Annotated in this window: 19 protein-coding genes; 10 read left to right on the plus strand and 9 right to left on the minus strand. The window is 61.2% G+C overall.

The window, feature by feature from the left end; genetic code table 11:
• Positions 1–8: 8 nt before the first annotated feature.
• From GN300_RS09700 to GN300_RS09720, 5 genes are all read right to left on the minus strand, one after another.
• Complete coding sequence (locus GN300_RS09700; RefSeq protein WP_063315991.1) at positions 9–875, minus strand: NmrA family NAD(P)-binding protein; 867 nt, start codon at positions 873–875, stop codon at positions 9–11.
• A gap of 55 nt (positions 876–930) precedes the next feature.
• Positions 931–1,431, minus strand: a complete 501-nt coding sequence (locus GN300_RS09705) for a hypothetical protein (protein ID WP_063315437.1) — start codon at positions 1,429–1,431, stop codon at positions 931–933.
• A 121-nt stretch (positions 1,432–1,552) separates the two neighbouring features.
• Positions 1,553–2,071 carry a MarR family winged helix-turn-helix transcriptional regulator gene (locus tag GN300_RS09710; protein WP_003943230.1) on the minus strand — a complete coding sequence of 173 codons (519 nt, stop codon included), beginning with the start codon at positions 2,069–2,071 and terminating at the stop codon, positions 1,553–1,555.
• 54 nt (positions 2,072–2,125) lie between these two features.
• Positions 2,126–3,586, minus strand: a complete 1,461-nt coding sequence (locus tag GN300_RS09715) for an amidase (RefSeq protein WP_063315436.1) — start codon at positions 3,584–3,586, stop codon at positions 2,126–2,128.
• Between the two features lie 38 nt (positions 3,587–3,624).
• Positions 3,625–4,851 carry an MFS transporter gene (locus GN300_RS09720; protein WP_063315435.1) on the minus strand — a complete coding sequence of 409 codons (1,227 nt, stop codon included), beginning with the start codon at positions 4,849–4,851 and terminating at the stop codon, positions 3,625–3,627.
• A 119-nt stretch (positions 4,852–4,970) separates the two neighbouring features.
• Here GN300_RS09720 and GN300_RS09725 point away from each other — a divergent pair, with 119 nt between their 5' ends.
• Entirely contained in the window at positions 4,971–5,870 is a 900-nt protein-coding gene (locus GN300_RS09725; RefSeq protein ID WP_063315990.1) for a LysR family transcriptional regulator, read from the plus strand.
• Between the two features lie 67 nt (positions 5,871–5,937).
• Positions 5,938–6,426, plus strand: a complete 489-nt coding sequence (locus GN300_RS09730) for a hypothetical protein (RefSeq protein WP_063315434.1) — start codon at positions 5,938–5,940, stop codon at positions 6,424–6,426.
• Between the two features lie 60 nt (positions 6,427–6,486).
• On the opposite strand, the gene GN300_RS09735 is transcribed toward GN300_RS09730, so the two are convergent.
• From GN300_RS09735 to GN300_RS09745, 3 genes are all read right to left on the minus strand, one after another.
• Positions 6,487–7,347, minus strand: a complete 861-nt coding sequence (locus GN300_RS09735) for an acetylxylan esterase (RefSeq protein ID WP_047272388.1) — start codon at positions 7,345–7,347, stop codon at positions 6,487–6,489.
• A 186-nt stretch (positions 7,348–7,533) separates the two neighbouring features.
• Positions 7,534–8,460 (minus strand): LysR family transcriptional regulator, encoded by a 927-nt coding sequence (locus GN300_RS09740; protein WP_063315433.1) that lies wholly within the window; start codon positions 8,458–8,460, stop codon positions 7,534–7,536.
• Complete coding sequence (locus GN300_RS09745; protein ID WP_003942975.1) at positions 8,457–9,347, minus strand: LysR family transcriptional regulator; 891 nt, start codon at positions 9,345–9,347, stop codon at positions 8,457–8,459. Before GN300_RS09745 ends, GN300_RS09740 begins: the two co-directional genes overlap by 4 nt.
• A gap of 234 nt (positions 9,348–9,581) precedes the next feature.
• Between GN300_RS09745 and GN300_RS09750 the strand changes: the two genes are divergently transcribed.
• From GN300_RS09750 to GN300_RS09775, 6 genes are all read left to right on the plus strand, one after another.
• Entirely contained in the window at positions 9,582–10,454 is an 873-nt protein-coding gene (locus GN300_RS09750) for an ABC transporter permease (protein ID WP_063315432.1), read from the plus strand.
• Between the two features lie 11 nt (positions 10,455–10,465).
• Complete coding sequence (locus GN300_RS09755; RefSeq protein ID WP_233405610.1) at positions 10,466–11,239, plus strand: ABC transporter ATP-binding protein; 774 nt, start codon at positions 10,466–10,468, stop codon at positions 11,237–11,239.
• 90 nt (positions 11,240–11,329) lie between these two features.
• Entirely contained in the window at positions 11,330–12,286 is a 957-nt protein-coding gene (locus GN300_RS09760; RefSeq protein ID WP_030537154.1) for an ABC transporter substrate-binding protein, read from the plus strand.
• A gap of 52 nt (positions 12,287–12,338) precedes the next feature.
• Complete coding sequence (locus GN300_RS09765; RefSeq protein WP_063315430.1) at positions 12,339–13,436, plus strand: hypothetical protein; 1,098 nt, start codon at positions 12,339–12,341, stop codon at positions 13,434–13,436.
• Positions 13,433–14,569 carry a CaiB/BaiF CoA-transferase family protein gene (locus GN300_RS09770; protein WP_063315429.1) on the plus strand — a complete coding sequence of 379 codons (1,137 nt, stop codon included), beginning with the start codon at positions 13,433–13,435 and terminating at the stop codon, positions 14,567–14,569. Before GN300_RS09765 ends, GN300_RS09770 begins: the two co-directional genes overlap by 4 nt.
• Positions 14,570–14,649: 80 nt before the next feature.
• A complete protein-coding gene (locus tag GN300_RS09775; RefSeq protein WP_063315428.1) occupies positions 14,650–15,633 on the plus strand; it encodes a nitronate monooxygenase family protein in 984 nt (327 codons plus the stop codon).
• Here the strand turns inward: GN300_RS09775 and GN300_RS09780 are convergent, their stop codons facing one another.
• Positions 15,634–15,810 (minus strand): hypothetical protein, encoded by a 177-nt coding sequence (locus GN300_RS09780; protein ID WP_156511704.1) that lies wholly within the window; start codon positions 15,808–15,810, stop codon positions 15,634–15,636. It abuts the gene before it with no gap.
• Positions 15,811–16,228: 418 nt separating this feature from the next.
• Between GN300_RS09780 and GN300_RS09785 the strand changes: the two genes are divergently transcribed.
• Together GN300_RS09785 and GN300_RS09790 are read left to right on the plus strand one after the other, a co-directional pair.
• Positions 16,229–17,245, plus strand: coding sequence for a hypothetical protein (locus GN300_RS09785; RefSeq protein WP_050654928.1), 1,017 nt, complete (start codon positions 16,229–16,231; stop codon positions 17,243–17,245).
• Between the two features lie 1,002 nt (positions 17,246–18,247).
• The gene (locus GN300_RS09790; RefSeq protein WP_063315427.1) at positions 18,248–19,417 is read left to right on the plus strand and encodes an iron-containing alcohol dehydrogenase; all 1,170 of its coding nucleotides are present in this window, start codon (positions 18,248–18,250) and stop codon (positions 19,415–19,417) included.
• The last annotated feature ends 27 nt before the right edge of the window (positions 19,418–19,444 follow it).

Raw genomic sequence — 19,444 nt, forward strand, 5'->3', positions numbered from 1 at the left:
AGCGTGTATCAGCGGAAACGGTCCAGATGCTCACGCAGGAACGCATCCAGGCTTCGTGGCTCACGCCCCAGGACACGTGCCACCGTGTCGGTGGGTGACTCCGGGCGCGAGACGGCAAGTTGCTGGATCTCCAGAATGTGCTCGGCCAGCCACGGAGGCATGTGGGCATGATCGACGAGGTTTTGCCGAAGTTCGTGCGGTGGCAGGTCGATATATTGGACGGGGCGATCGAGCATGCGGGTCAGAGAATCGGCGATGCCGCCGTAGCCGACTGCCTCGCTGCCCGTCAGGACGTAGGTACCGCCGGCGAGGTCGGCGCGTGTGAGCACGGCCGCGGCGACGTCACCGATGTCTCGGCAGTCGATCCAGTTGCACGGCGCATCCCGCATCGCGCCCAGAATCACCCCTTGCGCAGCCACCGCCGGAGCCAGGAGCAACAGATTCTGCATGAACGCATAAGGGCGGAGCAGAGTGTGGCGGATCCCGGATGCACGCAGGTGTTCGCCGACGGCGTGGTGGCCGCGGGAGAGAGCGATGGGGGAGTCGGCCGCGGCGGCGGGGTCGGAGATCTTGACGATGTGTTCGACGCCGCTCTCGGCGGCGATGTCGATCACACGCGTCTCGAGCTCGACCTGTTCGAGGCCGTTGGCCATGGCGAGGAAAAGTTGTTCAGCCCCTTCGAAAGCCGTGCGTAGCGAAGTTGAGTCTGCGGCATCGGCCGGCACTACTTCGACCAAACCGTCGGCCAAATCGCCGAGGTGGGCGCTCAGCCTGTCCGGGTCGCGGGACAGCGCTCGGCTCGGCACACCCGAGGATGCGAGACTGTGTAGCAACGCGCCGCCTGTGGTTCCGGACGCTCCCATGATGACGATCATCGTGTTCCTTTCGGTCTTCCCCGGGAAGCCGGGGATCGTTGACATATGTTGTCGGTCAGGGATTCTGACGGCGCCATCGCCAGCTGACGATGACGGCAGCCACAGCGGCAGATATCGGTAGATCGAGTTGCAGGCGAGCAAGCCGAGCGGTGTCGACCACGCTCGTGTGAGCTGGTAGCCAACGGGAGGCGAACCACCCGACGAGGCCTGCACTTGCAGCGGCTCCGACGGCAAGAATTGCCGCCACCATGATGCGAGGCAGGGCCGTGGTCCACGGCCGTGACCTCCCGCGACGCTGCAGCCAGGAGCCGATCAGCAACGCCACCACTGCCGACGTGCCAGCGATGGACGTAAATGCCGCCATCGTGAGGCCCGATTGGCCGGATGCGACTCCGCCAGCACCCGCCATCAGCGCAGGGGCAAGGTAGGCGACCAGCACCTCTCTCCACAGGGTGAAAGGTCGTGCGGCGCGACGATCGGCAACCGGGACGCGTCGATTGGAATCGGTTATCTCCCTTTTGTTTTCGCGACGGATCGGCGGGGTGAGTCCGGACATGAAGGAGACCAACTTTCCGATTATAATTAGGTGGCTAACTATTTGGGCATGAAGAGAGAAGCCTTTGTCGAGAATTGACGACGATTCGAATCGCTACACGAATGCCTGGAATCCCAGCCGACTACTCCGCAGTCAGCGCACCGATACCGCGAACGACCCGCGAGAGCAGATCCAAAAAAACCGCACGCTCGTCGACAGTGAGCTCGTCGACCATTTCCTCGAGACGAGCAAAGTGTTCGGGCGCCATGTCACGTAACCGCTGAGCGCCACGAGCAGTCAGGACGACCACCGCACCACGCCCGTCCTCCGCGGACGGACGTCGAGCGACCAAACCCTCCTGCTCGAGCCCATCGACCAAGCCGGTGACCGTGGCTCGCGAGACGCCGAGATCAGCGGCCAGTCGCGAGGGAGATTTCTCCCCGTCGTGGTCTTCCAGATCCGCAAGCAGTCGGTAACGGCCGGTCGACAGTCCATACCTCGCGAAGTGAACCTCGGTTGCTCGACCGAGCCGCGCGCCCGCCGAGATCAGCCGCACCGCAACCAGCACAGCCTGCGGATCGGACCCGAGGCCGTAGTGCTCCAACTGCCGCCGCGCCTGATCCAACGTGGGTGAGTCGTGATCGGTTCCGTCCACTGCCATGCAACTAATATGGCACCTAACTACATTCTGGTCAACCCTCCACCAGAGCTAGCTTCAAACGCCGAACAATACCTGCGGGGCCGCATGACAGTCCGGGTGATTGCCGGGATACGGCAGGACCTTCTCGAGGGCGAGCCCAATCGCAAAGGCCGTCTGGTCGTCGTACGGTCGCGTAACTATCTGTGTGCCCGTGGGGATTCCGTTCCGAGCGAAACCGGTGGGGGTTGTCAGCACCGGGCAGCTACTCAGGATGTTGAAGGTGATGGCCGGCACAGCCTCGAGGTAGAACTCCAATTCTGTTCCAGCCACATTGATTCCGTGCCCCACGTAGTCGTCGCCGGCAAGAAAGCCATCGGTCACCACTGCCGGAGTGATCAACGCGTCATAGGTATCGAACAGGGATCCGATCGACGAATACAGTTCGGCTTCGATCGCGAGCCCGTCGAGGAAAGTCGCATCACCACGAGTGCGACGTGCCCATCGCGCGAATTCCTTCGCGTACTCCGTGACCTTGTCGGGGTGCGCGGACGCTTCGGCGGAGATCGAAGCACCGAACACGTGATCGTAGTGAATGGCGGCCGCACGCATAATTGCAGCGCGTGACAAGTCGACTTCGATGATCTCCGCGCGTGCGCCCAGCGCAGTGAGGATGTCCACCAACTTGGCGGTGTTGGCGGCAACGTCCGGATCAACCGGCCAGTCACCCAACGCGGGGATCACGGCGATACGCATTCCTGTCAACGAATGCGTTGCGAGGCCGGGCAGCGGCGATGCCGGCACATGCGAGGCAATGTCAGTGGAGCTCGGTCCCGCGATGACCGACTGCAGTGTGAGGCAATCACTTACGGTGCGCGCCATCGGACCGCAGTGGCAGTAGCGATCGAGATTGAAGGGCGGATCAACGGGGACACGGCCATGCGGTGGCTTGAACCCGACAATTCCGTTGAGTGACGACGGAGTTCGGATCGAACCTGCAACATCGGAACCGGTAGCCAAGTGCGTCATACCGGTGGCAAGTGCGACTGCCGATCCACCGGAAGACCCGCCGGAGGAGTATTTCGTGTTCCACGGATTGCGAGTGACGCCCCACAACTCGGACTGTGTGAACGCGGCCGAGGAGAATTCGGGTGCCGTCGATCGCGCGTGGACGATGGCACCGGCGTCGACGATTCGCTGCACGAAAGTGGAAGTGTGAGTGGCGATCACATCCTCATAGACCTTGGACCCTTGAGTCCAAGGTTGTCCTTGCACCGGTTCATCCTCTTTCACCACAACGGGAACACCGGCGAGCGGAAGGCTGACATCCGAGCCGCGGGCGTAGTGGCGTTCCGCTGACTTCGCTTGTGCCCGCGCAGTATCGAAGAAAGTGTGTCCCACTGCGTTCAAGGTTGGGTTGAGCGCCTCGATACGTTCGATGGTGGACTCGAGCACCTCCACCGGAGAAAGCGATTTGTCCCGGTAGCGTTCGAGCAACTCGGCCACATCCATGAATGCCGAAGCGGGTGTCTGGTGCATATCTGTTGTCCTGCCTCTATGAAGGTTTGTGTAGGCGACTAGGTTGTCAGTTCGCGCTTTGCCACGACGGGATTGCGGAATGTCGCGAGCAGCATTGCCAGAGTTGCGATTCCCGCGGCTATCCAGAAGACCGTTCCGGAACCGGAGTGGTCGTGAATGCGTCCGCCCGAAAACGCACCGAGCGCGATGCTTGCATTGAAGACTGCAACCCACAGAGCAGAAGCGGCCTCGCGGTGAACGGGAGCTGCTTGTGCAATCCATGTTTGAGTACTCACCGATACACCACCGTAGAAGAGGCCCCAAGCCGCCATGAGCAGAGCAGCTGCGATCAAAGAGGTAGCCGAGATCGGAAACAGGGCGAGTGTGACCGCTATTCCCACGCTGAGGATGACGACCACCGCCTTCGGGGACTTTGCAGCGGACGGCCCGGCAATGAAGTTGCCGACGACACCGAATGCACCGTAGATCAAGAGCATCGTGCCGATCTGTGCAGGGCTCAACCCTGCGAAGAACTCCAGCCCCGGACGCACATAGGTGTACGCCGCGAAATGAGCGGTGACGATGAGCGCGGTAATCGCGATTCCGACCCGGACTCCTGGGTTCCGAAAGGCCGCCACGAGACTCCCGAGCGACAAGGCCCGATCAGCTGGCATCGTGGGTAGGACAGCGATCATGGCGATCGCGATCAGCGTCGCCGCGCAGCTGAGAGTCCAGAACGCCACGCTCCATCCGGCGACTGCCCCGATATACGTCCCAGCAGGGACACCGAGAACTGAGGCAACAGCGATTCCGCTGAAGATGATCGTGGTCGCCAACCCGACGGATCTGGTCTCCACCAACCTGGGAGCCAGGCTTGCGGCGAGTGCCCAGACTCCGCCCATGCTCACGCCTAGAAGGACGCGAGCCACAGCGAGGACAACGAAGCTCGGAGCAAGGGCCGTGAGGGCGTTCGCCGCTGCGACTACAAGCATCAGAACGATAAGCGTCGACCGACGATCGAAGCGCCGGGTCACGATGGGCACAAACGGGGCAGTGGCCGCTGCCACCAATCCGGTAATGGCCAGTGAGAGCCCGATGGTCCCTTCACTTTCCACCAGAGCAGCACCGATCGGGGTGAGTAGCCCGACCGGCATCATCTCTGCCGCGACAACGATGAAGGTGGACGCTGCGATCAGCGCGACCGCAGCCCAGTGGTTCTCGATGGCGTGTGCGTGGGTTGAGGACGTGGACGCAGGGCTGTTCTGTACAGATGCGGAGTGGGGCATGTAACCAGAGAAGCTCCTGCACGCCGAAGGATCAACGGCGAATCGCTCATCCAACCATTAGCTCAATTCATCGATGAGCCATGATGGAGTGGTCGAATGAGTCGAAGGTCGGAGTGAAAATGTCGGAGCCTCCGATGCGTGAGATCGAGTGCTTCCTCGTTCTCGCTGAAGAACTGCACTTCGGTCGCACCGGCGAGCGGCTGTTCATCTCCCAGAGCCGAGTGAGTCAGCTGATCAGCGCATTGGAGCGTCGTATCGGCACAAGCCTGGTAGCGCGCACCAGTCGCCGCGTTCACCTGACTGAATTCGGCGCCGATTTTCTTGCGTCGTTGGCTCCCGCCCATCGTGCGCTCGTCGGAGTAATCGAGGACGCTCAATCGAGAGCAAGCAACACGCCGACGCCGTTTCGGGTGGGTTTCCAAGGAGCAATTTACGATTCGATCGCGGCTGCTGTCTCTCGTTTCGAGATACAACATCCGCAAACATGCGTGACCATCAAAGAATTACCCCTGGGTGATCCGTTCAGTGATGTACTCGCCGGGCGAATCGATGCGGCAGTGGCACTTCTCCCCGTAGATGAGCCCGAGCTGACAACCGGGCTCGTCTTTTCTCGACAGCCCCAGACCCTGGCTGTCTCAGTCCATCACCCGTTCAGCGAACTGGGCGTGATCGACGCCGAGCAGTTGGCGCAGATCTGTCTCGTACCCATCACCGGCCCCGCCCCCGACTATTGGCAGCGTGTGAATTCCCCGAGCACGACGCCGGGCGGAGCCACGATTCCCACGCAGGGTGGGGCGAGCACCGTTCAGGAAGGCCTGTCGCAGGTCGCATTCAGTCAGGTCGGCCTCATCCTCTGCGCTGCAACCGCTGCATACAGCCAGCGCTCGGACATCACATTCGTATCGATCAACGGATTACCCGAATCTGCTTTGGGTCTCGTGTGGCGTACCGATCTCGAAAGCCCACGACTTCGCGCTTTCGCGAAAGCGATCGAGGAAGCACACACATGCCCCTCCTGACGTCGATCAGTAAGTCGCGGAAGGAGTCCGGGGCATTGAGATGCATCGTGTGTGAGATGATCGCGCCATGTCTGCGATCACCGACTACTTCACCGCGCGCACGGATGAGCATGCCACCTCTGCCCTCGCGGGACTCGTCGACTTGGAACCAGAGGTGATGGAGGCGAACGCAGCTTCTCGTCCGCGGGTCCAGTTGGCTGCGAGTGGGACTCCAGTTCTGCAGGCGAAAGGCGTCGATCCAGTTGTCGCGCTCGGCCGACTGGAAGCAGCCCTCACCGCTCGCCCCTACGACGAAGTTGCAAAAGGTCCACGCTGCGGGAAACTCGTCGCGATGAGCGACGACGGCGACACCCTCGTGCTCACGGTTACCGACGAATTACGTGATGCACTAGCGGAATTGAACGCAGAAGGCGTCGCGGCCGCTGCGGCCGCCTGGGCGATCGACGAGACCAGTGAACCGTCGGAGGACTCAGTGCCGTTCCTGACCGCCTTCGCCGAACTAGCGACCAGAGCTGTGGCTCAGGGTGAACGAATGTACGGCTACGTCGTCATTTGAGCTTCGCAACTCCGCCGATCTGAACAGACAGGTCGTTCGTCTTCGACTCCCGACTTACCGTCAGCCCGGGATCTGCCGGGCCAGATCGTTGCGGTCGAAGTCGGAGAACTGCTGGGTGTCAGTGCAGTATCCACAGCTCGCTCCGAAGAACTCGGTGCGAGCGTTCGGATCGTCGAGTAGCCAGTACCGCAGCCACGCCGTGCTCGGCCCGCGCATATCGCCGCCGTTGATCGCCGTACCGAAGTGCGTGGCGCCGCGCAGTTCCAGATACTCGGCAGGCACGTGGTCGGCGTCCTCGTACATCGCCCGCACGATCGCCGGCCAAACGATTGCGTCGGCCTGGCCGGCCAGATAGAGAACGGGCTCGTCGATGAGATCGACATCATTGAGCGGGCCTGGTTGGATCGCGACGGCGGTGTCGACGCGGTCGTCGATCGCCGCGTTGATCGCCGCAGACCCGCCCTGCGAGTGCCCCACCGCACCAATGTGTTCCAGGTCGACTTTGCCGAAGAAGACGCTCGACGGGCTGGCCGCCTTGTCCGCGATGAGGTCGATTCCCGACCGCATGGTGATGGCGAAATTGCTTGCCGGGGTATTGGCGGCGACCACGATGAATCCGTGGCTGGCGTAGTGGCGCAGCAAAGAGGTGTACGCACCGGGGAGCACACCGGTCCCGTTCCCCCAGATCACAACAGGGTGCTTCTCGCCGCGCGCGCCGAGCTGGCGCGGGTAGTACAGAGTGTGCACCAGCCCGATCGAGACGTTCGGCGTGTACGGCCCTGCACTCGCCCAATCGTGCCCGACGCTCGGGATGCCGGGCGCATCGGCAGCCGCTGTTCCGGTTGCGCCCGTGAGTCCTAGCGTCGCGCACAACGCAACCGCCGCTGCAGCATTCACGAAATGTTTCAGAGACTTTCGCATGAAAGTCAACCTTTCAAAGTTGATCCGGAGTGACGTGTATTACATATTCACGGGAAGGCAACCCGTCGGCTTTGTTTCAGGAAACGGACTATCCCAGAAGTGTTGTGTCTGTGGACAAAATCATCGTTCTCGGTGGATGCCCGGGCGACGCGAATACCCAGAGCGCAAGGTCCAGTTCGCCTCGGCCTACGGCTTCCGCGCGGATTGCTCGGCACACAGCCGTAGGAAATGTTCGACGATCTGCGTGTTCGGGCCGTCCCTTGCCACGGCTGCGATCTTCCGTGGGGGCAGTTCGAATATCTCGCCCACAGTGCACCCGCGTTCGGATGCTCGCTCGGCACTGGAGAGTTCGAGGATGACAGCACCGATCCCTTCGTACGCGAAATCCGCGAAGGCATCGCGGTGCTGTGACCTCATCACGAATGCGTGGTCGATTCGCGGTTCGATCGACCGCAGATGGCGATAGACATCGGAAGTTTCGAACCGTGGTGCGACAACCAAGCCGATGCGCATGAGATCTTCGCCGATGAATACCCCGTCCACCGGTGGCGGGGTACCGGGCGGGCAGACGAGCCGCAACTTGTGGTCCGGAAGGCGCACCGTGCGCGTCCCGGGAACACCGGTGGGCGGCGACTCCATTATTGCCACGTCAGCGGTGCCTGCCATGACCGGGTGAATCGCATCGGCCACGGATGACCCAGGTGGATCCGAGATAGTGATCCTCAGGTTCGGCACCTCCGTGCGCAGCGCTCCGAGCAGTACCGCTGCGGGATCGTCCGCAAGGCTCGCTGTCGTGGCAACACTGAGGCGGGGGACTGCTGGCAGTAAGGACTCGCGCTCGACCACTAATCGGTCGAGCGCGGCCAGCGCTTCGCGTGCTGGATCGATGAGATTCCGTCCGCGCGCCGTCAGCGTCGCGCCGGTCCGGCCTCGATTGAAAAGCCGTCCTCCGACGCGTCTTTCGAGCCGCGCAATTGATTGAGAGACGCTCGATGTTCCCGTGAACTGATTTGCCGCTGCCGCCGTGATACTGCCGTGTTCGACGACGGCAAGGAAGTCTTGTAGCTGCCGCGGATCGATTCGCGGGGTTGCGGACTCTCCGAAGTTGCTCATCCAGCGTTCCCCATCCCACCTTCGTCACGTAATCGGCTGGTCGTCTCGATAAACGCTTGTGCCGCAGGCGATGGCGTCGAACCGTGGAACATCCAAATATCACGAGTGAGTGGGGGCCGAGTACGACACAGCACCACACCTTCTCCGACTGTATCGGCGACAGATTCGGGAAGGAAGGCGACGCCGACTCCCGCGCGTACCAGTGGGATCATCGAGGCCACAGAGATAGTCTCCGCAACCACCGCCTCGTCCACAGTGCCTTCGCCCAGGCGTTCCGCCAACAGTCGCCGAGTGACATCGTCACGCGGGCTGGTGATCAATCCGATTCGCAACAGATCCGTCAACGCCGCTACCCCCTCGCCTTCACTTCGTGCGGCGGGCACCAGCGCAACGATTTGTTGCCTGCCGAGAAGGATACGTTCAACACCCTCGTCGAACACCTCGTCCACCCCGAGGCCGATATCAGCCTGACCCGAGGCGACCACCGTTCCGATTCCGTCGGTGTCGTTGCTGAGCATCGTCACCGCAACGTTCGGAAACTTGCTTTTGAACGCACCCAGGGCCGTGGCCGCTGGATCACGCGCCAGTGTTCGCGGACACACGACCGTCAGCCGACCCCGCTGCACGACGTTCAATGGATGCAAAGCGTGATCCAAATCCCGGTATGCCCGAAGTACTTGGGCCGCCGGACCTGTGAGATCGCGTCCAGCGTCGGTCAGGGTGACTCCCCGCGAGCCACGGCGGACGAGCGTCAGGCCGCACTCTTTCTCCATCCTGGCCAGAGCCTCCGAGATCGTCGGCTGGCTGACCCCCAGTCCGCGAGCCGCAGCGGAAATGCTGCCCCGATCAGCAAGGGCGAGAAAGTATTCCAGATGACGCCGGTCCATTCGGGGTTCCCTTCTCCTGGCAGTCCTCGCGCGCGCCCGATTTTGCGCCCGTCAGACATAGGGAAACCCTATGGCATACCTCTCGAATGTGGCGTAGACGGGAAGAAGAATCCCGTGATCTGCTTCACATATGAACGCAGTGAGCAACAACCCGGGGAGCTTCGACCAGAGGCACCCGTCTGCTTTTGTCGAGCACCTATCGCCGCCTGCGAGCACTACGGAGGAGGCGCCGAAATGACCGAAACCTTCACCGCAAGTTCGCCATCCGGTGCTACGTCACCCCGTTCCGTGAGGCGGGCGCGCTCTGAGCCGAAGCCCGCTCGACAGCGTCGATCCGGTACGCGACTCACCATCGGGGTACGACTGGCCCAGGTCGCGCTGCTTCTGGTCCTACTCGGAGCGTGGCAGCTCGTCGCATCGCACGGTTGGATCGAGCCAGTTCTGGCCAAAACGCCAGGCGAGGCCTGGGCCTACTTCACCGCAGCGGTGCAGTCGGGCGAGATTTCGTCGAACTTGCGTGCCACGATGACTGCCGTCGTGATCGCGTGGATCCTCGCTAGCGCAGTCGGGGTGGCGGTCGGACTCTCTCTCGGACTGCTTCCGACCCTCGAACGCATCATGAGTCCGTTCCTGGATGCGGCGAATGCCATGCCACGTCTTGCGCTGGCGCCTCTGCTTATCGTCATCTTCGGGATCACGATGACGGCGAAGGTCGCTCTCGCGTTCACACTCGTCTTCTTCATCGTCTGCTCGAGTGCACGAGCCGGTGTGAAGTCGGTGGACGACGAATGGCTCCGACTATCCACTGTCCTGAATGCCAGTAAGACACAGGTGTTCTGGCACATCCTCCTCCCCGTCGCAACACCTGGCATTTTTGCCGGTCTTCGGTTGGGGCTGATCTATTCGCTACTTGGCGTTGTCGGTTCGGAACTGATCTCGTCACGGGACGGGCTGGGCCAGCTTGTGTCGATCTACTCGGCCCAGTTCCGGATGGAAGCGGTCTACGCGATCCTCATACTTCTCGCAATCGTCGCAGTCGTCCTCAACCAGGCCATGAACTTCGCCGAGCGCTACCTCCTTCGGTGGCAGCCGCCGGCTCGACGATGACAGGAATCATCATGGATACCAAAGTGATTACACCCGCAGTCCAACTCGACGGACTGACGATATCCTTCCCCTCGCCCGACGGGTCGGCGAAAACTGTGGTCGACAATCTCGACCTCACCATCCCTCGCGGACAGTTCGTCAGCCTGGTCGGCAGGAGCGGTTGCGGAAAGACCACTCTGCTCAACGCGCTCGCTGGATTGGTGGACGCGACGGAAGGCAAAACCGAGGTCCTCGGCACAACACCATTCGACGCTCGTTCCCGGATGGGCTTCATGATGGCCCGAGATGCGCTGTTCCCGTGGCGAACAGCGCAGAAGAACGTCGAGTACGGTCTCGAATTAAGGGGAGTACCCAAGGCGGAGAGACGAACTCAATCAGCGCGCTGGCTTGCGGCCGTTCAAATGTCCGAGGCGTCACGGCTGTGGACTTGGCAACTCTCCCAAGGGATGCGCCAGCGTGTCGCGTTGGCCCGAACGTGGGCACTGGATCCGGACATCTTGTTGATGGACGAACCCTTTGCCGCCCTCGATGCGCAAACCCGAGTCGAAGTACAGCGAGAATTCCTCGAGCTTTGGCAATCCCAGGTAGGCCGGACGGTCATCTTCGTAACCCACGACCTCGGCGAAGCCATCTGTCTGTCCGACCGCGTTCTGCTGCTCGGGGCCGGCCGGGTGATCGACGACGTCAGCATTGACATCGAACGCCCCCGCGAACTCGAAACCCTCACCGCCGAACCTCGATACATCGAAATCTTCAACCGGCTGCGTGGTCAGCTCGACCACTGATGTGCCCAGCCAACTCAGCTTGATTTCTGATGCGCCCACCCAACTCAGCTTGATTTCTGATGCGCCCAGCCATCAAGGAACAGGAATCCCATGAAACTTCGACCTTTTGTCGGCACAGTCATTGCAGCGGCCCTACTGCTTTCCGCGTGTGGAGGGGGAGGGCGTCCGAACGACGGTAGCGTCGCCATCGGGGTCTACCCTGCGAGTGCTTTGTCCCTGCCTGTCTACGTCGCTGTCCAACAAGGAATGTTCGACAAGGAAGGCCTCCACGTCGAGCTCATCGACGGAAAGAACGGGCCCGAACTCATCAGCGGTCTCATCGGCGGTACAACCGATCTCGCGGTCGGTGCACCCGGAACCGTCGTGCCGGCCATAGAGCAAGGGCAGAGCCTGCGGCCACTGTCCCCCTACGGGTCGATCGATCTTGCCATCGCCGTGACGAAAGACAGCGGCATCACCACCATCGAGGATTTGCCCGGCAAGCGGATCGCCATACCGTCACGTGGCGGCGCGGCCGAGCAATTCGTCAATCAGCTTCTCGCAGAGAGAAACATCGACGCCTCCACGGTGCAATTCATCGCAGCGGCACCCACCGCGAGTCAGATACCACTCGCACGAAAGGGCGACATAGATGCCGCCGTTCTCACCGCTGCCAGCCAGGCCGTATTCGATGCTCAAGGAATTCCGATGACGGCGATTACAGAAGTAGACCCGGTGGGCTCTGACGGCGTGAGTTCATACGGCCTGGGCACGGTGCTCGTCACGACAGCCACATTCGCTGAATCCGATGCTGCTGCCCCCGTGTGTGCTGCGCTCGAGGCCGCAGCAGGGTGGATAGCCGATCCCGCGAACGAGCAAGCAGGAGCTCAACTTCTCACCGAGCGAATGAATGTTCCTGCTGACAAAGCCAACCAGGTGTGGGCTTCGCAGAAGACCCTCTGGCCGGTCGAGATTTCAGCCGACCGATGGACCCAGAACGTCGCATGGGTGAACAACCAGACCTCGGGCAAGTCCGACGCAGACGTCCCTTTCGACCCCCTCTGCTGACCAACGCCTCCCATACACAATCCAGTTCGTCTACCACGAGAGAGAAGAAACGATGACACAACTCGCTGACCAGTCAACACAATCCGAATCCCAGCACGATCGCCGGCAGCTCACCGAGGCTTGGTCTGCAGTCACCGACAGCCTTGCGACATTCGGTTCGACCGCTGCCGCTACCGGATCGCCGCTGGACAGCGCCGAAGGTGTACGGCACGCACTTCGTCTGTTCGGATACCTCGCCGAGATGAACATCGAGCGCCAAGACGTACTCCGGCCTGAACTCTTCACCCTGATGTCACCGATGCGAAAGTTCTGGGGAGACGGCATCGACGTCGACTACTGGACTGCGATGATCGACCCCAACGAGACATACCGTATTCACGGTAACCGTGGCACAGTGCCGTACGTCGCCGTCCTCGCCAATCGTGTCGGCGCGTCTGGGACCGACCGGGTCGCCGACAACATCGTCATCGACGACAAGGTGTGTGACGCGGACGGCAACTTCGAGATCTTCGTCGCACAAGAACTTAAGGGGCGCAGCGGCATTCGGCTGGATGAGCGCTGCTTCGACGTAGTAGTGCGTGTGTATCACAAGACGCGTAACACGGAGATCGATCCTGTTCTCCACATCGAGCGCCTCGGTCCGCCGCCTGGTGCACGCCCCGATCTCGACACGGCGTGGCTGGTCCAGCGCCTGACGAAACTTGCGCGTGGCATGGACGTGAGCCTTCGACGCAGTCTTCAGCTCATCGAAACACTCAGTCAGTCTCCCAACGAGATTCGCGTGACCTCGGAGCAGCGAGGGTGGGGAGACTTCTACGGCACCAGCTCCAACCAATACGTTGCCGGCTGGTGGTCACTGAAAGACGCTACTGCCGTGGATATTACATTCACTCTCCCGGACTGCACCTACTTCGGAGTGATGCTGTACAACCACTGGTTCGAGTCCTTCGAGTACCGCGACCACACCGTCAACCTCAACGACGCACACTTCGAACGCAATGACGATGGAACGGTGACGATCCGAATCGGGGGAGCAGAAGGTGACAGAAACCGACTGAACCCCTGCAACCACACCGAAGGAATTCTGTTGGCGCGCTGCCTGGAGCCCGCTGAGGATGTCACTTCGCCTCATGTGGAGATCATTCGATGACCGACGAAGTAGACCTGCCGTTGGCAGGTGTCCGAGTAGTGGAGATCGGTCAGCTGATCGCAATACCCAGCGCCGGGCAGCAGTTGTCCGACCTCGGTGCGGAGGTCATCAAGCTCGAGCCCCCCGGCGGTGAACCGGCCCGACAAATCGACGCCGACTACGCGCGCGGCATCTTCTACGGGTACAACCGTGGAAAGCGTTCAATCTGCCTCGACCTCAAAGACTCCGCCGAACTGCAGCGAGCTCGGGATCTGATCGCATCGAGCGACATCTTGCTGCACAATCTTCGCCCGGGAACCCTCGATCGATTGGGATTCTCCTCTACCGAACTCCAACGCCTGCGACCGGAAATCATCGCCGTCTCGGTGAGCGGGTACGGGGCGGAAGGCCCGTCCGCCACCCGCGCGGGGCTCGACATCGCTGCGCAAGCAGAGAGCGGACTGATGTCGGTGACGGGTGAGGCGGATAGCCCACCACAACGTGTGGGCGCACCGGTCATAGACCATGCAACGAGCTATGTCGTCGCGCAGGCGGCACTAGCAGCGCTACTTCGACGTGAGCGCACCGGCAAAGGATCGTCCGTCCGAGTCTCCCTGCTGGACGTCGCAATCCACTTGCAGACCGCCAACTGGATCGAGTGGCAGGTATCCGGAAAGCCCATGAGTCGCAAAGGGAACGGACAACCAAGCGTCGCACCGGCGGCAGACGTCTTTCGCGCCGCCGACGGCGAGCTGGTGATCAGCGGATACCAACCGCGCGCATGGATCGAACTGTGCAAGGCGATCGACCTACCCGAGTTGGCCGACGACCCGAGGTTCACCACCAACGCGCTGCGCGTGGAAAACCGTGTTGACCTCGTCGCCACGATCGAGAAGCAGCTGTGCTACCGCAGCGCCGCTGAGGCAGTAGAGCATCTCACTGCGGCCGGAGTGGTTGCCGCAGTTGTGCGTGACTACGACCAGGTAATTTGCGCCGACGATGTGATTGCGAACCGTACCTTCATCCCCGGCACCAACGAACATGGCGAACAGTATTTGACGCCTGCCATGCCCTATCGCGCCGAACCTCCGATGGCACGAACTGAACTTTCACAGGTTCCGGCCTTGAACGAGTGGACAACATCGACGCGCTGAATGCGCCGTTCGGGTCGAAATTGACTTTGCACCAACGTAACTGACAAACAGATAGCCATGCACCATCGAGGAGATGTCCAGTGCTGACCACCGCATTTACCGAGACATTCGGAGTTCGCCACCCAATCGTGCAGGGCGGCATGCAATGGGTGGGGAGAGCAGAACTCGTAGCGGCAGTTGCAAACGCCGGCGCGCTCGGCATGCTCACTGCCCTGACACAGCCGACACCTGACGATCTTGCCCGAGAAATATCCCGAACGCGCGAGCTCACCGATCAACCTTTCGGGGTCAACCTCACAATCCTCCCGACGATCACACCTCCGCCCTACGATGAGTATCGCAACGTGATCATCGACTGCGGAGTGAAAGTCGTCGAGACAGCTGGATCGTCTCCCGCGCCCCATCTGCCGCACTTTCACGGCGCAGGCATCAAGGTTCTCCACAAGTGCACCAGCGTCCGCCACGCGGTCAAAGCCCAAGTCCTCGGCGTCGACGGCATCAGCATCGACGGGTTCGAATGTGCCGGGCATCCAGGGGAAGACGACGTACCGGGTCTCGTCCTCATCGCTGCAGCAGCAGAGCGGATCAGCATTCCCATGATCGCGTCCGGTGGATTTGCCGATGGGCGAGGATTAGTGGCGGCCCTCGCGCTCGGCGCCGACGGCATCAACATGGGCACTCGGTTCATGTGTACCGAGGAGTCCCCGATTCACCACAACATCAAGCAGGCGATAGTCGCTGCCTCGGAGGTCGACACGGAACTGATTTTCAGGTCACTGCGCAATACCGCTCGCGTAGCACGCAACAGCATCAGCCAAGAAGTTGTCGAAATCCTCTCCAGTGGTGGCAAATTCGAAGACGTTCGACATCTTGTTGCCGGTGCGCGGGGCAGAGCGGTGTTCGACAGCGGCGACCAGGAGGCTGGCATCTGGACGGCTGGGACTGTGCAAGGATTGATTCGCGACGTCCCCACTGTGGGTGAATTGGTGGAACGTATTGTCGCAGAGTCCGAAGCACTGATTGCCGGACGGCTTGCCGGCCTCCTGGACCCGGTCAGCGCCTGACTACGTCCGAACCCGCTGAGCGCTACAGTCGGCCAGTCCTTCGCGCATGACCCCTGCCGTTGCGCTCGTCGACCCGCATGCCGCCGATACCTCGTCCTCGATGCGTCGTGCGGTGACGGTGAGCTCTTCGCGATCGCCTCGCGGCTTGTCATCGCCGTTCGATCGTTTCGGGTGCATCCGGACGATCATTGACGCCAGGACGAGGAAAGGAGGTGTACTCCGAATTGCTTGGGGTCATCAGAGTGACGACCGCAAGGATTTCGATCGGCACCAACACGATCTACTCGACGTTGTGGCCATGGGGCTACCAAAACATCACCGTCGGCCCGCAGCAGCTCCCCCATTACGTCCCCCGACATTTCTTGGCTTCGACTGCATACAGCAAGGACGAGAGCCCGGCGCGCCCGTCCCGACTGTGCGATCGTCGAAGTCGTCTGACAACCCTTTCAAGGCACCTACTCCCTATGGCGCCCCGATCCCCGCAACAATCTTGCGCTTGACCGAACACCGAAGTCTCACGCGCCCGATAGCGTTCGCGATAGAATCCGATATTTCGCTCGCATCGTCCGGGGCACACCGAAGGGGAATCAAGAGCATGCATGCGGTACCGACCCGGAGGGCGAAATTCGTTGCAGCGGGATTGATCATCGCTGTGGCTACTGCTGGTGCTATCGGTGTATCGAAGATCTTCGCTGCACGCCCATCCTCTGCGAATATCGAAGAGACCATCACGAAAGCGGAACGTGGACGGCACAATCCAGCGTGTGAACCCATCCCGTCGAGGCCCGATGCAGCTACGTTGCGTCGCTCTTCTGACGCGTCGGTTCGTTTGACGAACGTGGTACAGACTGCTGCGCAGCTCTTGCGAGTCAACGGAGCGGCTTGGGGACCCCAAGTCGCTGTCGGTACTGAGCTATCCATTGATGAAGCTTTCGAGAACGCCGGTTCGATTCCCGGAGATGCGATAGTCGCAGAAGCGGAGTGGCTTCGTCAGGCGCAACGAGATGGACTCTACGACGACGCAGATCGTTCGCTCGATTCGCTTGTCCGGCACATCGAGTCGACAACCATCACGGACGTCGACCTCGCCAGCCATCTGGGGCCGAATTGGCCCGCAGTAATCGATGTCGTCGGGACTGTCGCCGTGATCGGGTTCGAGGAGTACGTGAGCAAGGTGCGCGCGTCACCCCCGATGAGAGCAGCTGACGCGCTCGACCTTCGATCCGCGTTGCGGGAGAACACGGTAGCCCTCGGCCTGGAGGCGGAGTGGGACGGCGCTCAGGAGTTGGTCGCTCTCTACTTTCAAGGATGCACTTCGGCCGCGCTGAGCCGGCGAGAAGCGAACCTTTCGGTCGAGGATTACATCCATGATTGGGACCTGGCGGAGGCTCTGGCACGCGACGCCGTAGCTGCTGCTTTCGCAGCAGATCTCACGAGCAACGAGAACCGTGGACGAGTCGAGATCTTGGCACGAGGTCTTCAGATCATCCAGGCGCCAGACGAATTGGGTCCAAACGACCGGTTGACCCGATCCGTGGATCCGAACGAAAACTTGCATCCGGACGAGGTCGCGCTTCTCGAACTGGAAGATCCATTGATCGAGGGCGAGTGACACGACCAGAGCCTCCGGCGAGTGTGGCGCGGCAAGCAGAAGGGTGGTTGCCGATGTGGCACCGCGCTCTCAGAACCGAAGTGACGCAACATCATCGTGCTCTCCTCTTCGGTGCCCCCTTGCTCACGCAGACAACGCAGCACCTCCTTTCGATACGTACGTAATCGAACCCCGAAAATCATGTCCTCTAGCTGACGGTCCATCCAGTCGAAGAAACAGTTCGCGTCGTGCGGCGGCAGCGGATTAACCGTGGGTATGCCCAGTCTCGAAGCCCCAGCAGAAGCCGAGGGTCTCGACTAACTTTGCCGGACCGACTGCAATGGTCAGCTTCGGCGGAGTGAATCTCGGAAGAAGAAACCTTCGTCCCCGATATGCCAAGTCCCTTTGCAGCCGGATCGACCCGCGGCACGCCTCGCGATAATTGTTCACCTCAGTGCCGCTGTTCCGACCAAGGAAAGTTCGAGGCGCTTCTCCACGGCGAAGTCGATGCATGTCGCGCCGTCGACACCATTCACCTGAGTGTCGGGAAGGGTGCCGCACTGGATTCGGCGTCCGTCACCAGAGTGTCAGTGATGGCTACATCATCCCAGTACGCAACCCTCGCGCCATCACGCAATTGGTTCCAGAAACAGACAACCAACGGTTAGGTAGTTCGATAATTTGCGGATCGAATCCACCGTAACCGATCCTTGTCTGGCGCTGGAGATGCAACGGCGCTCTTCATCTAAGCCGTGAGGATTGATAGATAGATGCAGATCAAGCCTGCAATGTCGTCCATGAACTCACCTCGCCCCGTGGTTTCGCCAGCCAAGCACACAATCGATTGTGGCGTGCGCCACAAATCTCCTATAGGGTAACCACTGTTAGCCTGCGACGGGGTGCGAGACATTTCCCAGCGCCGGATCCACGCTCTATCCCACTCCTGAACAGACCGAGCGAGAGCTGAGCGCTCTTGACGACGTCGTGGTGGATTGAGGATCAAGAAAGAAAGATGGTATTGCCGTGCAGTCATCACTTGTCTCTCTGCCGTCCATGGAGAGAGTCCGCATCGGCGCTCCGGTCGCGGAGGCCGCGGCCCAGGAAGCAGAGTTGCTCGGGGCGAACCGAGTCTTCGTCGTATGTAGCGGGACGCTCAACTCGCAGACCGACGAGATCGCTCGGGTGATCGAGGCATTGGGTGATCGATTCGTGGGACTGTTCGATGCGGTTCGACCTCATGTACCGCGCGAAGACGTCATTGCTGCCACCCGAGTTGCTGCCGACGCCGATCCGGACATGCTGTTGTGCGTGGGCGGCGGATCGGCGACGGACCTGGCGAAGATCCTTGCAATCACTCTGGAGAACGGAGTTCGCGAGGCATCGCAAATGGACGCCTACCACCTGCAGGTCAATCCCGACACATCGGTGACCGCCCCCACCTTCTCCGCCCCGAAGATCCCGGTAGTGGTGGCGCCCACGACCCTGGCGGGAGGTGAGTTCAACGCGTTGGCCGGGTCGACGGATGAGACGAGCAACGTCAAAGAGGGTTACTTGCATCCGGCGATGACCCCGAAGGCTGTCATCCTCGATCCTGCACTCACGCTGCACACTCCGGAGTGGCTGTGGCTGTCGACCGGGGTTCGCGCACTGGACCACGCCTTCGAGACCCTGGGCTCACTCGAATCGAACGGGTACTACGACGGGATGGCGATGAATGCCATACGACTGCTCTCCGAAGGACTCGTCCGAGTGAAGGAGAACACCGACGACGTGGATGCGCGGCTGATGTGCCAGGTCGGTGCGTGGTCGTCAATGGTCGCGATCGTCGCAGGCCTCGACATGGGCGTCAGCCATGCCGTCGGGCATGCACTCGGCGGTTCGTTCAACGTCCCACACGGGTACACCTCCTGCGTCATGGCGCCCTTCGCGCTCGAGTACAACCGCGAAGTCAACGAGCATCGCCAGGCGCTGATCAGTGCGTCCTTGGGTGCGCCGCAAACGCCCGCACACGAGTTGGCGGACTCGCTCATCCGGCGGCTCGGCATGCCGAGATCGCTGGGAGAAGTCGGGCTGACCGAAAACGACCTCCCCAGTCTGGCTACGTACACGTTCAAGGACATCTGGTGCGGGACCAACCCGAACCCCATCGCGAATCCGGATGCTTTGGTTCCTTTGTTGCGGCGGGCACTCTGATCGAGCTCGAAAACAAGTGATCCCCCT

Origin of the sequence: Rhodococcus sp. Ni2, assembly GCF_021352185.1 — a bacterium.
GTDB classification, from domain to species: Bacteria; Actinomycetota; Actinomycetes; order Mycobacteriales; family Mycobacteriaceae; genus Rhodococcus_F; species Rhodococcus_F qingshengii.

What these genes read in the sequence shown, in the direction of transcription:
- GN300_RS09700 (WP_063315991.1), bottom strand. Translation starts at nt 875, where the DNA reads ATGATCGTCATCATGGGAGCGTCCGGAACCACAGGCGGCGCGTTGCTA.
- GN300_RS09705 (WP_063315437.1), bottom strand. Translation starts at nt 1,431, where the DNA reads ATGTCCGGACTCACCCCGCCGATCCGTCGCGAAAACAAAAGGGAGATA.
- GN300_RS09710 (WP_003943230.1), bottom strand. Translation starts at nt 2,071, where the DNA reads ATGGCAGTGGACGGAACCGATCACGACTCACCCACGTTGGATCAGGCG.
- GN300_RS09715 (WP_063315436.1), bottom strand. Translation starts at nt 3,586, where the DNA reads ATGCACCAGACACCCGCTTCGGCATTCATGGATGTGGCCGAGTTGCTC.
- GN300_RS09720 (WP_063315435.1), bottom strand. Translation starts at nt 4,851, where the DNA reads ATGCCCCACTCCGCATCTGTACAGAACAGCCCTGCGTCCACGTCCTCA.
- GN300_RS09725 (WP_063315990.1), top strand. Translation starts at nt 4,971, where the DNA reads ATGTCGGAGCCTCCGATGCGTGAGATCGAGTGCTTCCTCGTTCTCGCT.
- GN300_RS09730 (WP_063315434.1), top strand. Translation starts at nt 5,938, where the DNA reads ATGTCTGCGATCACCGACTACTTCACCGCGCGCACGGATGAGCATGCC.
- GN300_RS09735 (WP_047272388.1), bottom strand. Translation starts at nt 7,347, where the DNA reads ATGCGAAAGTCTCTGAAACATTTCGTGAATGCTGCAGCGGCGGTTGCG.
- GN300_RS09740 (WP_063315433.1), bottom strand. Translation starts at nt 8,460, where the DNA reads ATGAGCAACTTCGGAGAGTCCGCAACCCCGCGAATCGATCCGCGGCAG.
- GN300_RS09745 (WP_003942975.1), bottom strand. Translation starts at nt 9,347, where the DNA reads ATGGACCGGCGTCATCTGGAATACTTTCTCGCCCTTGCTGATCGGGGC.
- GN300_RS09750 (WP_063315432.1), top strand. Translation starts at nt 9,582, where the DNA reads ATGACCGAAACCTTCACCGCAAGTTCGCCATCCGGTGCTACGTCACCC.
- GN300_RS09755 (WP_233405610.1), top strand. Translation starts at nt 10,466, where the DNA reads ATGGATACCAAAGTGATTACACCCGCAGTCCAACTCGACGGACTGACG.
- GN300_RS09760 (WP_030537154.1), top strand. Translation starts at nt 11,330, where the DNA reads ATGAAACTTCGACCTTTTGTCGGCACAGTCATTGCAGCGGCCCTACTG.
- GN300_RS09765 (WP_063315430.1), top strand. Translation starts at nt 12,339, where the DNA reads ATGACACAACTCGCTGACCAGTCAACACAATCCGAATCCCAGCACGAT.
- GN300_RS09770 (WP_063315429.1), top strand. Translation starts at nt 13,433, where the DNA reads ATGACCGACGAAGTAGACCTGCCGTTGGCAGGTGTCCGAGTAGTGGAG.
- GN300_RS09780 (WP_156511704.1), bottom strand. Translation starts at nt 15,810, where the DNA reads ATGCACCCGAAACGATCGAACGGCGATGACAAGCCGCGAGGCGATCGC.
- GN300_RS09785 (WP_050654928.1), top strand. Translation starts at nt 16,229, where the DNA reads ATGCATGCGGTACCGACCCGGAGGGCGAAATTCGTTGCAGCGGGATTG.